The organism is Advenella kashmirensis WT001 (genome assembly GCF_000219915.2).
In the GTDB taxonomy this organism is placed as follows: Bacteria; Pseudomonadota; Gammaproteobacteria; order Burkholderiales; family Burkholderiaceae_B; genus Advenella; species Advenella kashmirensis.
This window is the reverse complement of record NC_017964.1, coordinates 3,325,921-3,339,866: the sequence shown is the minus strand read 5'-3', so window position 1 is coordinate 3,339,866 and position 13,946 is coordinate 3,325,921. Positions and strand designations below refer to the sequence as shown.

The 13,946-nt window shown below is 54.9% G+C and carries 9 protein-coding genes and 3 pseudogenes; 2 read left to right on the top strand and 10 right to left on the bottom strand.

Annotation, left to right across the window (positions count from 1 at the left end):
• Window positions 1-125: 125 nt before the first annotated feature.
• From TKWG_RS15695 to TKWG_RS15680, 4 genes and pseudogenes are all read right to left on the bottom strand, one after another.
• Window positions 126-943: pseudogene (locus TKWG_RS15695) on the bottom strand (sterol desaturase family protein).
• A 50-nt stretch (window positions 944-993) separates the two neighbouring features.
• Entirely contained in the window at window positions 994-2,367 is a 1,374-nt protein-coding gene (locus tag TKWG_RS15690; RefSeq protein WP_014751774.1) for an MFS transporter, read from the bottom strand.
• 394 nt (window positions 2,368-2,761) lie between these two features.
• Window positions 2,762-4,063: an iron-containing alcohol dehydrogenase gene (locus TKWG_RS15685; RefSeq protein ID WP_014751773.1), complete on the bottom strand. Its 1,302-nt coding sequence runs from the start codon at window positions 4,061-4,063 to the stop codon at window positions 2,762-2,764.
• A gap of 3 nt (window positions 4,064-4,066) precedes the next feature.
• Complete coding sequence (locus tag TKWG_RS15680) at window positions 4,067-4,768, bottom strand: alpha/beta fold hydrolase (protein WP_014751772.1); 702 nt, start codon at window positions 4,766-4,768, stop codon at window positions 4,067-4,069.
• A gap of 149 nt (window positions 4,769-4,917) precedes the next feature.
• On the opposite strand from TKWG_RS15680, the gene TKWG_RS15675 reads away from it, so the two are divergent.
• Window positions 4,918-5,631 (top strand): GntR family transcriptional regulator, encoded by a 714-nt coding sequence (locus TKWG_RS15675; RefSeq protein ID WP_014751771.1) that lies wholly within the window; start codon window positions 4,918-4,920, stop codon window positions 5,629-5,631.
• A 191-nt stretch (window positions 5,632-5,822) separates the two neighbouring features.
• Here TKWG_RS15675 and TKWG_RS15670 read toward each other — a convergent pair.
• Window positions 5,823-6,634: pseudogene (locus TKWG_RS15670) on the bottom strand (tripartite tricarboxylate transporter substrate binding protein).
• 339 nt (window positions 6,635-6,973) lie between these two features.
• Window positions 6,974-7,843 (bottom strand): fumarylacetoacetate hydrolase family protein, encoded by an 870-nt coding sequence (locus TKWG_RS15665; protein WP_014751770.1) that lies wholly within the window; start codon window positions 7,841-7,843, stop codon window positions 6,974-6,976.
• Window positions 7,844-7,963: 120 nt separating this feature from the next.
• Between TKWG_RS15665 and TKWG_RS15660 the strand changes: the two genes are divergently transcribed.
• Window positions 7,964-8,680, top strand: a complete 717-nt coding sequence (locus tag TKWG_RS15660; protein WP_014751769.1) for a FadR/GntR family transcriptional regulator — start codon at window positions 7,964-7,966, stop codon at window positions 8,678-8,680.
• An 89-nt stretch (window positions 8,681-8,769) separates the two neighbouring features.
• Here the strand turns inward: TKWG_RS15660 and TKWG_RS15655 are convergent, their stop codons facing one another.
• The 4 genes and pseudogenes from TKWG_RS15655 to TKWG_RS15640 form a co-directional block, all read right to left on the bottom strand.
• Window positions 8,770-9,381, bottom strand: coding sequence for a sarcosine oxidase subunit gamma (locus TKWG_RS15655; RefSeq protein WP_014751768.1), 612 nt, complete (start codon window positions 9,379-9,381; stop codon window positions 8,770-8,772).
• Window positions 9,371-12,372: pseudogene (locus tag TKWG_RS15650) on the bottom strand (sarcosine oxidase subunit alpha family protein). The gene TKWG_RS15655 and the pseudogene TKWG_RS15650 overlap by 11 nt, the downstream one beginning before the upstream one ends.
• Window positions 12,369-12,647, bottom strand: coding sequence for a sarcosine oxidase subunit delta (locus tag TKWG_RS15645; protein ID WP_014751765.1), 279 nt, complete (start codon window positions 12,645-12,647; stop codon window positions 12,369-12,371). Before TKWG_RS15645 ends, TKWG_RS15650 begins: the two are co-directional and overlap by 4 nt.
• Window positions 12,648-12,657: 10 nt before the next feature.
• The gene (locus TKWG_RS15640) at window positions 12,658-13,905 is read right to left on the bottom strand and encodes a sarcosine oxidase subunit beta family protein (RefSeq protein ID WP_014751764.1); all 1,248 of its coding nucleotides are present in this window, start codon (window positions 13,903-13,905) and stop codon (window positions 12,658-12,660) included.
• Window positions 13,906-13,946 lie beyond the last annotated feature (41 nt).

The window sequence follows — 13,946 nt, the reverse complement described above, 5'->3', positions numbered from 1 at the left end:
AAAAACCCTGTATCCGGTGTTGGATACAGGGTATGAAGAGAATACTGATGCACTACGACGCTGCCGGTGTCAGATCCGTTGGGAACGAGACCGGCTGACCGGCGGCCAGACCGCAAGGCGCATGATCAACGCGCCATGGCGCGGTTGAGCACGCTTTGTTCTTCGGAAGTGAGATTGGGTCCATCCAGACTGACGCTGGCATCATCGTTTCGATATTTTCTGATGATCGGTTTGAGTTCTTCCTTGATATGCTTTTCGCTATAACCATTGAACAGGTGGCCAAGCAGCCCGCGATCAAGATCGCTGGTCTTCATGAACCAGTCTGCAATAGGGAAGGTCAGGTTCATGTTGTAATGCATCATCAGCCCCATATTGTGGTGCGCCGTGTGATGGCGCCGGATGGTATTGATAAAGGGCACATTGCGCACGAACCAATTGTCATGAACATGGCAGCAGTAATGGAAGGTTTCATACACAAGATATTGCAGCACCATTGTAAGGAAAACAACATAACCGGCATTGGGATTGATAATCACCGAAGCCAGATAGCCCAGGACCAGGCCGCCAACGCCAAGCGTCAGCAAAACCCGCCATGGGAAAAAGACAATCCTGAATTCGCGGCTTGAATCTATCGTAATGTCATTGTCGGTGAAATACTGATGATGCTGCCGGGTATGCCTTTCGTAAATGGCGCGCAGGCAAACACGTCAATGCGTCTGTGCATCACGTAGGTATGCATGGCCCATTCCACGAAGTTGCCCGCCAGGAAGACGGGAATAATCAATAAATACTCCCAGCTCGCCGTGCTCAGTTGCGAGATGCAATAGATGACTGCGGCTATGCCGACCGCATACATCACGCCGATGTGCACCAGTCCGTTATACAAGGGGCTGATATCGCTTTTATATTGTTCGCGAAATTTTCGTTGCCTTTCGGTCATCATAATCATTACTCCTGAAATAAAATCTCAATTGCCATTCATTACCCGGCCACTTATCCGGATATGTCTTCAAGGGCCCGGCCACGGGTCTCTACCCCCAGCAATACAACAACCGCAGCTGCGATGACGAATGAGACAGCACCCAGCGTAAACACGCCAGTCTGTCCGGTGACCGGTAGCAGAAAGCCTACGGCAAAGGGCCCCACAAACGAACCCAGTCGACCAATGGATGACGCAAAGCCGGCGCCGGTGGCGCGGATGCGTGTGGGATACAGCTCAGGGGTATAGGCGTACAGAATGGACCACATGCCAAAAAGGCAGAATTGCATGAACATGCCGGACATCATCAGGTATTGCAGGTCACCCTTTACGCTTGCCACATGCCCATAGATGTATACCGAAACGGCACTACCCAGCAGCAGCAGAACACATGTGGGCTTGCGGCCGATTTTCTCAATGATCCAGGAAGCGAAGATAAAGCCGGGAATGCCCGCCAGTGAAATAGTGACGGTGTACTGCACGGATTTGGTCACTTCGTAACCGGCTTGCTGTAGCAACGCGCCAAGCCAGCTGGTCAGGCCGTAATAGCCCATTAGTGCAAAAAACCACAGTATCCACAGCATCAGGGTGCGGCGTCCGTATTCACCCTTCCACAACTCAGAGAAGCTATTGCCTGAATTGGACTGCGTGGCAGTGGCCGGCAGCGAGACTATGGGCGGCAACTCTTTATTGTTAAGTGTTTTGCGCACATGATTTTCCATGGTGGTCATGACGCTGTCGGCTTTTTCACTTTGCCCTGAATCTGACAGCCAGCGGGGCGATTCAGGAACGTGACGACGGATATAGAAAACGAACACAGCAGGCACCGCCAATACAAAGAAAATACCGCGCCAGCCGATGGGTTCCAGCAGCAGATAGCTCAGCAGGCCAGAACAGATGAAACCGATAGGCCAGAAGCCTTCCAGGATGGCCAGATATCTGCCACGACGGTTGGAGGGAACAATTTCCGAAACGATCGACAGACCTACCGGAAATTCCATACCCATGCCGAAACCCAGCACGATGCGACTGGCAATCAGCATGTTGACGTCGGTCGACAGGCCACAGAACAGGCTGCCCAGTCCCCAGAAAACCATACTGATCTGGAACACGGGCTTGCGACCGAACCGATCGGCCAATACGCCGGCGACAGCAGCGCCGATCAGCATACCAAGAAAACTGGCGCTGGCCACGATCCCGGTCTGGGCAATGCTCAGACCGAACTCGGCTTTGATCGACCCCAGAATAAACGTCATGACGCCCAGATCCATCGAATCAAAGAACCATGCGGTCGCGATAATACAGAACAATTTGGTTTGATAACTTGTCATCGGTAGCCGTTCCATACGACCTGAAATATCCGATGGCGTAATAGGTATTGATGCCATTGCCAGTCTCCTTATCAATATATTTTTCTTGAATTTAACTGATATATTACTGAAATGCAATAGAAATATATCATGAATGTGATATCACGATAGCTGCAGATCATCATAAAGGGGTCTGGGCAAAGGGGGTAACAGCGCTGGCGCAGCATGGAACGCCCGCTACGGTTCCCCTGAAAAAAACGAGGAGCAATCACGGTTGCAATTGAGGGTGGCGCGCGTAGTTGCAAGGCACCAGTCGTACGCAGCAGGCCGCTTCAGCAGTCGGTACGGCCCGATGGCTCTTCTGGTGCGCTGGGGCGTCCCGGCACTGCCCGGCAGTATGTGCCTTTGGGTATTGATTATTTGCAAAGGCCAGCACGCTGCGCCAGCTGCCGGGCGCGGGTGAGCAGGCAGGTTATTCGGAAGTGCAAGCCTCCTGGCTTTCCTGCACATGCCGCAGAACAGCGAGAGGCGTGTCGGTAAACTCGCCAGCCCATGCATTGGCAATAATGCGCAGGTACGACGCAGAGGTATCCGGAACGGCAAATGCGTTGCGCAGACGGGTCACGCTCATTGCGTCTGCGTACAGGCGCGGCAGATCGGCTTCTTTGATGCCAAAATCTTTCAGGTTATTGGGAATACCCAGTTCGCTGACCAGCGTCTGAAGTGTCCGCACCAGTTGTAAAACAGTATCGTGTTCGTGCTCGTGGCCCTGGCCGGTTATGCCAAAAATCGCGGCAATTTCTTTGAGTTCCTGCAAGCGGTTTTCGCGCAACTCATATAGAACATAAGGAAGGATCACGGCGTTGGTGCGGCCGTGTGTTTCATGAGTCAGACCGGCAATACTGTAGGCGATGCCATGCACCGCGTTCAGTCCTGCGCTGCCATAAGACAGGCCTGCAAACACGCTGGCATAGCTCATGCCGATGCGTGCCTGCGAGTCGGCGCCATTCAGGTAAGCCTGTCGCAGGTGGCGGGCGCAAAGCATCATGGATTCGCGGGCGAACATCTTGCTCAAGTGGGTGCGTCCACTGTAGCCTGGATCCGGATTGTTGTTGCGCTCAAACTGATTCGAATCCATGGTGACATAGGATTCCATAGCGTGGATCAACGCATCGATGCCGGCGTCGGCGGTGACGCGCGGCGGACAGGTATAGGTGAACTGTGGATCGACGAGTGCAATAAACGGTCGCAAGCGATTATCCATCAAGGCGATCTTGGTCGCGTTGTCGGGGTCTATCAGAATGGCGCCTGGCGTGACTTCCGAGGCCGTGCCCGAGGTTGTCGGCACGGCGATAAAGGGCAGCGGTTCATCGTTGCCAATGCCGTCCTTGTAGTGCGCTACTGGTTTTTTGCTGCGCAACGTCAGCGTGAGCGCCTTGGCCAGATCCATATTGCTGCCGCCGCCCAGCGCGATCACATGATCGGGCGTCTGGTCCTGTGTCTGGGCCAGAATGTGCTGCGTCGCCTGGTCGCACAGTGTTGTGGACGGATCAGGCTCACCGCCGCTAAATACGTAAGTGCTGATCCCGCATTTGCCGGCAGCCTGCACATATTCGCTGACCCATGGCGTTTGTTCTGCGAAATAGCTATCGGTAACGAGTATGCCGCTGTGATAGCCCAGTTTGGCCAGCAGGGCAGGCAGATCATGTCTGGCGCCTTCCCTGATGATCAGGCGAGAGGGTGCGCAGAAAAACAGATGGTCGTCAAAATTCATGCATTACTCCAGATTGAGAAAGTCGGAAAATCCGGCTGAGACGGCAGCGGTGTTCTTAGTCAGAATCGAATGGCCCGCATTGTCTATCGTGAGAAAAGTGGGGTTTGCAAGCAGCTGGCGAAACTCGGATACCAACGGCAAGGGAGAGTCCTCATCCCGGGTGCCAGTCATAATCAGACAGGGAACATCCACCAACGCGCATTGTTCGCGCAGTGAGCACCGTGCAATGGACTGCCAGGTCCACATAACCGCATGATGCGTGGCCGCTTCCTGCAGCTGCAGGCGCTGTTCGCGTTCGCCAATCTCCTCAAGCAACTGTGCTTGCGTTGTTTGCGTAAACCAGGAAACCTGGCTGATATCGGGCACCCCGGACAGCAACATCAGTTTATCGGGCCGTTTTGCCTGCGCCTGGCCGACAAAGGCCAGGGCCACGCTTACGCCCATACTCCAGCCGGCAAGGCAATAAGGCTGGCCATCATTGATATACTTGTGTACCGTGTCTTCAATCACATTTGCAAACGATTCAAGGGTCATGTCATGTTCAGAGCAGTCCCGCTGGGCGCCTCTTCCCGGCAGGTTCGGCAAAATAAAAGTGCACTGGTGGGCCAGTTGGGCTGCCAGCGGCAGCCAGACGCGGTTGGTCCCCTGTATGCCGTGTATGGCGATAATTTTGATGGGGCCCGAGCCGTGAATCAGTGTATCCATAGTGTTGTGATTGATGAATGAACAGAAAAAGCAAGTCGATTGAAATGAAGGGAGCAACAAATATATTAGTTGTATAATACTCACGTGTGTGATTTTTCACAATAGCCGAAAGAAAAACGATTTTTTTCGGTCAACCTTTTCGTGACATCATGGCCTCAAATAACGCATCGAATTTACAGAATAATCAAGACCTTGTTTCGGAACCCGTTTCGCTTCAACCCAAAGTCAAACTGACCGATATTGCCTATCAAAAGCTTGAGCAGGCTATTACCATGCTGGTCCTGGAGCCGGGCTGTTCTGTCTCGGAACAGCAGTTGTGCGACTTGACGGAAATTGGACGCACGCCGGTACGGGAAGCGGTGCAGCGACTGGCGCGCGAGCATCTGATTATCGTTTTGCCGCAGCGTGGCTTGTTTATTCCCGAGATCAATATCCGCAAGCAGTTAAAGCTGCTCGAAGTGCGTCGGGAAGTTGAACGGCTTGTTTGCCGCATGTCGGCAAAGCGCTGCACGGAACAGGAGCGGCTTGCCTTTGTCCAGTTGCATCAGCAATTTAAGGAATCGGCCAGGCAGGCCGATGTAAACCAGTTCCTGAAAGCCGACAGAATGCTCAATGAATTGACCTTGAAGGCGGCCAGGAATGAATTTGCAGAAGGGGCCATGCGCCTGATGCATGGCTTGTCCCGTCGATTCTGGTATTTTTATTTCAAAAAATCGAATGACCTGCAAACCATGGCCTTGTTGCACGCCGATGTGGCTGAAGCCATCGGCCAGCAGGACGCGGATAAAGCTGCTCAGGCATCAGACAAATTGCTGGACTACATAGAGTTTTATACCAAGGAAAGCGTCACTGATTTTATGTAGCCGGCATGCCGCTGGTAGTGACGGGCGGCACGACGGCCCCGCCAAATATCGATCAGTGCACCCGGGTGCTGTCATCGCATAATGTGATTGTGCACGCTGACAATTGATTCGGTGCGCCCGTTTTACCAGCCTGGCAGGCTCCCGAGTGACGTATCGCGGCGTGGCGCGCGAGGCCACTGCCGCATAATCAATTATTCAATTTTTCCCATTTTCTGTACCGTGACGGCAATGCCTTGTGCATCCTGTTTCCAGTATTGGGCAAAGGCGTCAGCAGGCAGATAATCCAGTGGACTGCCTGTGTTGCCGATGGTTTTGGCAAAAGCAGGGTCGGCAGCGAGTTTATCCAGACTGGTTTTCAATGTCTCGGTGGCCTCGGCTGGTGTGTCGGCGGGTACAAAAACGCCGGACCACTGGATAAAGGTGGCGTCGTGTCCAAGCGACTTCAGGCTGGGTACATCCGGCATGGACGCAATCGGCTTATCTCCCCAGTGTGCCAGCGCCCGCACTTTGCCGGCCTTGACCTGCTGAACTATGCTTGCCGGACCGGTAGCCAGTGCCTGCACGTGATTGCCCAGCAGTCCTGCTACTGCCGGACCGGCCCCGGTATAGGGGATATGTGCAAGAGAGATTCCGGCAGCCTGCGACAGGATTTCCATCGGAACGTGCATGGTGCCATACAGGCCGGAGCTGCCATAAGTGATGCCTTTCGGATCTTTTCTGGCCGCTTCAATAAACTCTTTGGCGCTCTTCCATGGCGCGTCGGCCCTGACCACGAGCACGGTCGGATCTGCTGTGATTCGCGCTATCGGCTTGAATTGATCAAGCCGATAGGCAGGCGTTCGGCCAAGGATTTTGTCTGCCCCGGGCAAAATTGAAATGGACGACAGGCTCAAAAGAATGGTATAGCCATCCGGTTTTGCCTGGCTGACGCCCCGATGCCGATAGCGCCGCCAGCCCCGCCCTTGTTTTCGATGACCACAGATTTGCCCAGTGCTTTGGACATGGCATCTGCCACCGGGCGGGCGACCGTATCGGCAACGCCGCCGGGCGGAAATGGCACAATCATGGTAACGGGTCTTTCCGGGTATCGGGCCAGGGCCTGGGATGCGGTTACAAGCGATAACGCCAGTAACAAGGATGTCAGCTTGCGGGTTGTCGTCATATTGGATGACGACGATGCATTCTTACGTGTTGGTGTCATGGTGGTGTCTCCTGCCGTGACCAATTGCGATTGTCAATGGTGCTTTGTTGTCGTGTGCTGCACTGCATGTTTTTATCGGTTGAAACGGCCAGCTATTGTGTCGTCAGGCTGTGCCGATTCCGTTGCTCGTCAATGAAATGCTCAGCCAAAGGGGTTGCTCAGTTCACCAATGCCGTCTATCTGTATTGTTACCACGTCTGCGCTGCGCAGATATTGCGGTGGTGTCATGCCCATGCCAACGCCCGCTGGCGTGCCGGTAGCGATAATATCGCCGGGGTAAAGCGTGATGCCGCGCGAGCAGGTTTCGATGAGCGTGGGTAAATCGAATATCAGATCTGTGGTGACGGCGTCCTGACGCAGTTGCTCGTTCACCCAGCACCGTACACGCGTATTGGTTGCATCAAGTTCATCGGCGGTAACAATCCATGGCCCCATAGGGCAGAAGGTATCGAACGATTTTCCCAGATCCCATTGCTGGTGGCGCATTTGAATATCACGTGCCGTCACGTCGTTCACAATGGTGTAGCCAAATACATGAGTCAGGGCATTCTCACGCGAAATGTTTTTACCTTTTGTACCAATGATGATTGCCAATTCGGCTTCATAATCAATTTGGCTGGAAATTGTTCCCGGCAGCATAACTGTCTGCCCCGGTCCGATAACGCACTCGGGAACTTTGGTAAATACGATGGGCCAGGAATCCGCTTTTTTATTGCTGTCCTTGAATACCGTGTCGGACAGCTCCCTGGCGTGCGCGTGATAATTTCGGCCCACACAGAAAAGATTGCGGCGGGGCCGGGGTATCGGAGCAAGGACGGTGGCTGCGGCCAGATCGTGTCCTGGCGATACTGGCGTCAGGCGATCTCGTAAGGCTGCATATTGCGATACCAATTGGTTCATATCTCCCTTGAACCCGGTGACAAGCTCGAATATGGGCCAAAATTGGTTCTTGTCAGTATCCACAAGGCATGGATAGCTATTGTCTTGATATTTCAACGTGGCAAATTTCATTTTTTCCAATTAATTGGTCAGAGAAAATGTTAATCTATCACAATAAAAATACCAAAATGGGCTCGTATTGGTCTATATTGCCCTGTTCCAAGCGCAGATAACACGTATTCGACGGATTCAATGACAGACAGAATTAATATCAGTGGCCAGATTCGGCTGCTTGGCGGCAAGAAACTGGCGGACTACCTCGCAGGAGAAATCGTCGCCGGTAAATTGAAACCCGGCATGAAACTGCCGCCGGAACGTGAACTCAGTGACCGTTTCAATATATCCCGTGGCGCAGTACGACGGGTGTTGGCGCTTTTTCGCCAGCAGCAACTGATCAGCCAAAGCATTGGCAGCGGCACGTTTGTAACCGAGCGCGCGGCGTTATTGGCTAATCCGGATCCGCAAGATCAGGTCTCGGCAATCAGCACCAGTCCGGCCGAGCTCATGGTTGCCCGTCAGTTGATCGAACCGCTGATGCCTGGCCTGATCGTTCAGAACGCTACCGTAATGGATTTCCAGCGCATGGCCGAATGTATTGCGCGCTCGGAAGCCGCCCTGACAATTGAAGAGTTTGAGCATTGGGATGAACAGCTGCACAAGGCGCTGGCGCATGCCACCCATAATTCTTTTTTTGTGCAGGTTTTGAATCTGACAAACCAGGTGCGTGCCCAGGGAGAATGGGGGCGGCTCAAACGCAATTCTCTGACTCCCGAAAATCGCCACTGCTATGAGGTGCAACATCGGGAAATTGTCGCGGCGCTGACCGACCGCGATGCCGGGCTGGCCAGGAAACGGTTGCTTGAGCATTTGCAACAGATAGAGATGAATCTGTTTGGCATAAAAAATTAATATCGCCGGCGAGTACTGAGTTTGCTTACTGCCGGCGCGCTGCATGAGGACTGTTTTCGCTGGGCTTGTCCCAACAGCGGGCTACCTTATCAATTGCGCCTCTCTGTATACTCCCACATCCCATCCATCAGCATCCGCAAGGCATAGTCGGCAAAACTTCGCCGCACAATTACCTCCCAGTGCTCACCGGCTTTGTCATCAAGACGGCGCAGCAGCACTGATGTTTTGTAATAATGACTTTGTGCACATTGCCCAGCACCAAATATGCGAGGGTGCAAGTCCAAAGGGCAGCCTTTGGCCAGAACACAACGGGCTTTCGGGCCACTCAGTTGCACTGTGCTGTAGGCGCTGCTCTGGTCGGTCACGGCGCAGAAAATACCGCGCAAAGCCACGTTCAGACGGGTCGGCAGATCGCCGGCTTGCGGCCTTTTTGCACGGATCATCCATTCGTCAGGCGCGAGCCACATAATGCAATACTGATCACTTTCAGTTGTGGTATTGGGTTCGGTCGGCAACGGTATGCCGAGTGTGCTCTGTACGGCAGCAGTAAAGTCAAGATTGTCAGGTTCGCCACGCAGATTAACCAGTTCTGCAAACGGCACTTCAAGCAGTATCACGCACGCGGGTGATCCGTGTTCAAATGCGCCGGCACCGCCTGTCAGGCCTGCCAGTGGAGTTTGCTGTCTGGGTTCATTCAACATGCTGGCGTGCTCCTTGGGGATCATAGAATACCGGACTGCAGATCTGCGCTTGCGCGAATGCGCCGTCTGGCAATGCAACCGTGACTTCCTGTTGCATGCGAGACAGGCCGTTTCTGATCATGGCAAGCGCAATAGGTTGCTTCAGAGTGGGACTCAGATAGCTTGAGGTGACGTGCCCCTGTAACGGTACTATTGCCGGCGCAGCGGGTTCATTAAGAATGGCCGCGCCTTCCGGCAATACGGTTCGCCCGTCTTGCGAGCGCAGTCCGACAAATTGTTTGCGATCAGGGCCGGCTGTGTCGCTGCGCGACAGCGAGCGTTTGCCCAGGAAGTCTTTGGACGGGGCAAGCATACCGCTCATGCCCATGTCAATGGGTGTGGCCGAGCCGTCGGTATCCTGTCCGACAATAATGAAGCCTTTTTCAGCCCGCAGTACATGCATGGCCTCGGTACCATAGGGTGTGATGCCAAACGGTTCGCCGGCATGCATAAGCATTTCCCATATATGATGACCGTGATTGGCGGGCATATAGACTTCATAAGACAGCTCACCCGAGAAGCTGACGCGCAAAATACGTACCGCCACGCCATCAATACTGCCGTGTCTGAAACTCATGAACGGGAAAGCCTGGTTGTCAAAGTCAATGTCATGGCATACGTGCTGCAGCACCTTGCGGGCGTGTGGGCCGGCAACCGTTGCCGTCGCATATTGGTCGGTCAGCGAGGTAAGATAGACTTTAAGTTCTGGCCATTCGGTCTGCAACCAACGCTCCATCCAGCTCATCACTTTGGCGGCGCCACTGGTAGTTGTCGAAATGAGAAAATGCTGATCGGCGAGCCGCAAATTGACGCCATCGTCCAGGATCATGCCATTTTCATCAAGCATCAGGCCATAGCGGCAGCGCCCGGGTTCAAGTTTGGTCCAGGAGTTGGTATAGATGCGATTCAAAAATGTGGCGGCATCAGGCCCGCGCACATCAATTTTACCCAATGTGCTGTAATCGAGCAGCCCGACGCTGTTACGCACGGCCAGGCATTCTCGCGCAACCGCCGCCTCCATGGTTTCATTGTCGCGGGGATAATACCGTGCACGCTTCCAGTTTCCCACATCTTCAAAAACGGCGCCATGCGCAACATGCCATTGATGCAGGCAGCTTTTACGAATTGGATCGAAATACTCGCCCAGCTCTCGTCCGGCAATGGCGCCGAAAGAAACGGGGGTGTAGTTGGGACGGAAGGTGGTCGTGCCCGTCTCCGATATACTCTGGCCAAGCGCGTCGGCCAGCACAGCCATGCCGTTAATGTTACCCAGTTTGCCCTGGTCGGTGCCGAAACCCATGGCGGTATAACGCTTGACATGTTCGATGCTGCGATAGCCTTCGCGTACGGCCAGGTAGATGTCGGACACAGACACGTCATTTTGCAAATCCACAAATTGCTTGGGGCCGCGCGCGATATCCCGGCCCGTGGCCGTTGTCCACAAGGGCAGGATGTTGCCGGCCGGCACAGGCTCTGTGTGCCACGAGATATCGTGATCGGACTGCCAACCTAGCGCGGCAGCCGCTTCGCGGCCGGCCCGTACGCCGCTGTCCAGGGCGCCGGCCAGATCAAATTGGCCGTTGCAAGCGCCGACCGTTGTCTGCCTGGCCACCTGATCGTTCGGCACGAAGCAGGCGTCAAGTTCCTGCCAGCGGGGTTTGCCGCCAGACTGGGCATACAAATGCACGACCGGGTTCCGTCCGCCGGATACGGCAAGCAGATCGCAAGGCAGTGTGTGGGTTGTTATGTCATGGCCGACCGGATTGCCCAGCTGGCGCACGGCTACGCTGTCTATATGACGTTTGCCATTGGCGTGGCTGACAACAGCCTGCCACAGGATCGGTATGCCTTTTTCTGCAAGCAATGTCGGCACGGCTGCGTCCTTGGCCGCGCGCGCGTCAACAACGGTAACCTGGGCGCCGCAGCGATGCAGGTCCAGTGCAGTCTGATAGGCGCTGTCATTATTGGTAAACACCACGGCGCGCCGGCCGGGCAGCACGCCAAAGCGGCCGATATAGGTGCTGATCGCTGACGCCAGCAAAATGCCAGGCAGGTCATTGTTGCCGAACGCGATTGGACGCTCATGGGCACCGGTGGCCAGAATCACGTGCGCAGCGCGGATTTTCCACAGGCGTTCGCGCACGCCGTTACGCTGCTGCAGCGGCAGATGATCGGTCAGTCGTTCGCATACGGTGACCAGGTTGTGGTCCTGATAACCGAAGGCGGTCGCGCGCGGCAAAAATTGGAATTCGGGCATTGCGGCCAGTTCGCCGGTGATCCTTGCGAGCCACTGCCTGGCAGGTGCGCCGTTGACAGAGGCGCACGCGTGCAGCAGGCTGCCGCCCGGTTCCGATTGATTGTCGACCAGTATGACCCGTGCACCCGTACTTGCGGCGCTGTATGCGGCGGCAAGTCCGGCAGGCCCCGCGCCTACGACCAGTACATCACAGTGGGCATAGTTTTTTCGTAGCGATCAGGATCATGTTCGGTGGGAACGGTACCCAGGCCTGCAGTATGGCGGATGTGTTCTTCATATTTCCCCCACCAGCGGCGGGGCCACATAAATGTTTTATAGTAAAAGCCTGCCGGGATAAAGCGCGACAAATATTGCATGAACGCCAGCCGGTCACGTTCAATGTCGGGCCGGGCATTAACGCTGCTTGCAGTCAATCCTTCGTACAGTTCGACTTCAGTAGCGCGCGCATTGGGCACGGTATATGCGCCGTTTTCCAGCTGGACAATGGCATTGGGTTCCTCGACTCCGGCCGTCATGATGCCGCGGGGGCGGTGATACTTGAAACTGCGAGCGACAAAGTGGATGCCATTTGCAAGCAGGGCAGAGGCCAGCGTATCGCCCTGGTAACCCAGATACCATTTGCCGTTAAATTGGAACCGCAGTGGTTTGTTTCTGTCAATAAGACCGCCATCGGCCAGACGATGTGACTGGGTCATGTCTGCTCCTTGCCCGGTGCGCCGATTTTTTCCACCGACTTGAACTGATAATGACGGGTGTCGCGTTCGGCAATAAACCAGCGTCGACAGCCATGAGTATGCACCCATTGTTCGCGGTGGATGCCTAAAGGGTTCTTGCGCATGAACAAATAGTCGCCCCATTGTTCATCGGACAGGTGTTCGGGATTGGCGGGTCGTTCAATACCGGCCTGGCCGCCGAAATTGAATTCGCTTTCGGCGCGCTCACCGCACCATGGGCATCGTATGACAAGCATGATTATGATCCTAGTGCGCAACGGCAGCGGCGCCGTGCTCGTCTATGAGATGACCGGTATAGAAGCGGTCTATGGAAAAGGGCGCGTTCAGGGAATGAGGTTCGTCGTTGGCGATGGTGTGGGCAAAAACCCAGCCCGAGCCTGGCGTCGCCTTGAAGCCGCCGGTACCCCAGCCACAATTGAAATAGAGCCCCTTGATGGGCGTTTTGGAGATGATGGGACAGGCATCGGGACTAATGTCGACAATGCCGGCCCATTGCCGGTTCATGCGCACACGGCTTAAGCTGGGGAACATTTCAACAATGGCCTGCAAGGTCTGTTCGATGCTCTGAAAACTGCCGCGCTGACCATAGCCTGTGTACTGATCAATGCCTGCGCCAATGACCAGATCGCCTTTATCGGACTGGCTGATATAAGCATGTACCGCGTTGGACATGACCACGGTATTGATCGCAGGCTTGACCGGCTCCGATACGAGGGCCTGCAATGGATGGCTCTCCAGCGGCAGGCGTATGCCGGCCATATCGGCAAGCACACTTGAATGGCCGGCCGCCACGATCGCCACTTTCCTGGCGCCGATGAATCCCTTGCCGGTTTCAACACCCAGGACTACGCCATCTTTCTTGCGAATGTTGGTTACGGGGCAGTTCTGAATGATATCCACGCCCAGTTGGTCGGCTGCGCGGGCAAAACCCCAGGCGACCGCATCATGTCGGGCCACGCCACCGCGGGGCTGGAACGAGGCGCCCAGTACCGGGTAGCGGCTGTCCAGGTTGATCAGCGGCTCCAGTTGGCGAATTTGTTCGCGGTCAAGCCATTGGCCGTCAACGCCGTTATACAGATTGGCATTGATGCGTCGCTGGGTATCACGCACCTCTTGCAGGGTATGCGCCAGATTCATTACGCCGCGCTGGCTGAACATGACGTTGTAGTTCAGCTCCTGGGACAGACCTTCCCATAGCTTCATCGCCTTTTCATAGAGCTGTGCTGATTCGTCCCATAAGTAGTTGGAGCGCACAATGGTGGTATTGCGAGCGGTGTTGCCGCCACCCAGCCAGCCTTTTTCCACAACGGCAATATTGCGTATGCCATGAACCTTGGCCAGATAATAGGCGGTTGCCAGGCCATGACCGCCGGCTCCAACAATAACCACGTCGTATTCGCGCTTGGGTTCGGGACTGTGCCAGGCACGTCCCCATTTTTCGTTATGGCTCAGCCCGTTGCGGATCAGACTGAAAATTGAATAGCGGTTGCGCATGATGTCCTCGTAGCAATCCTGTTGCGCCGTGATCGGAGCGG

Coding starts and splice junctions, on each gene's coding strand:
- TKWG_RS15690 (WP_014751774.1), bottom strand. CDS start 2,367: ATGGCATCAATACCTATTACGCCATCGGATATTTCAGGTCGTATGGAA.
- TKWG_RS15685 (WP_014751773.1), bottom strand. CDS start 4,063: ATGAATTTTGACGACCATCTGTTTTTCTGCGCACCCTCTCGCCTGATC.
- TKWG_RS15680 (WP_014751772.1), bottom strand. CDS start 4,768: ATGGATACACTGATTCACGGCTCGGGCCCCATCAAAATTATCGCCATA.
- TKWG_RS15675 (WP_014751771.1), top strand. CDS start 4,918: ATGGCCTCAAATAACGCATCGAATTTACAGAATAATCAAGACCTTGTT.
- TKWG_RS15665 (WP_014751770.1), bottom strand. CDS start 7,843: ATGAAATTTGCCACGTTGAAATATCAAGACAATAGCTATCCATGCCTT.
- TKWG_RS15660 (WP_014751769.1), top strand. CDS start 7,964: ATGACAGACAGAATTAATATCAGTGGCCAGATTCGGCTGCTTGGCGGC.
- TKWG_RS15655 (WP_014751768.1), bottom strand. CDS start 9,381: ATGTTGAATGAACCCAGACAGCAAACTCCACTGGCAGGCCTGACAGGC.
- TKWG_RS15645 (WP_014751765.1), bottom strand. CDS start 12,647: ATGCTTGTCATACGATGCCCATGGTGCGGTGAGCGCGCCGAAAGCGAA.
- TKWG_RS15640 (WP_014751764.1), bottom strand. CDS start 13,905: ATGCGCAACCGCTATTCAATTTTCAGTCTGATCCGCAACGGGCTGAGC.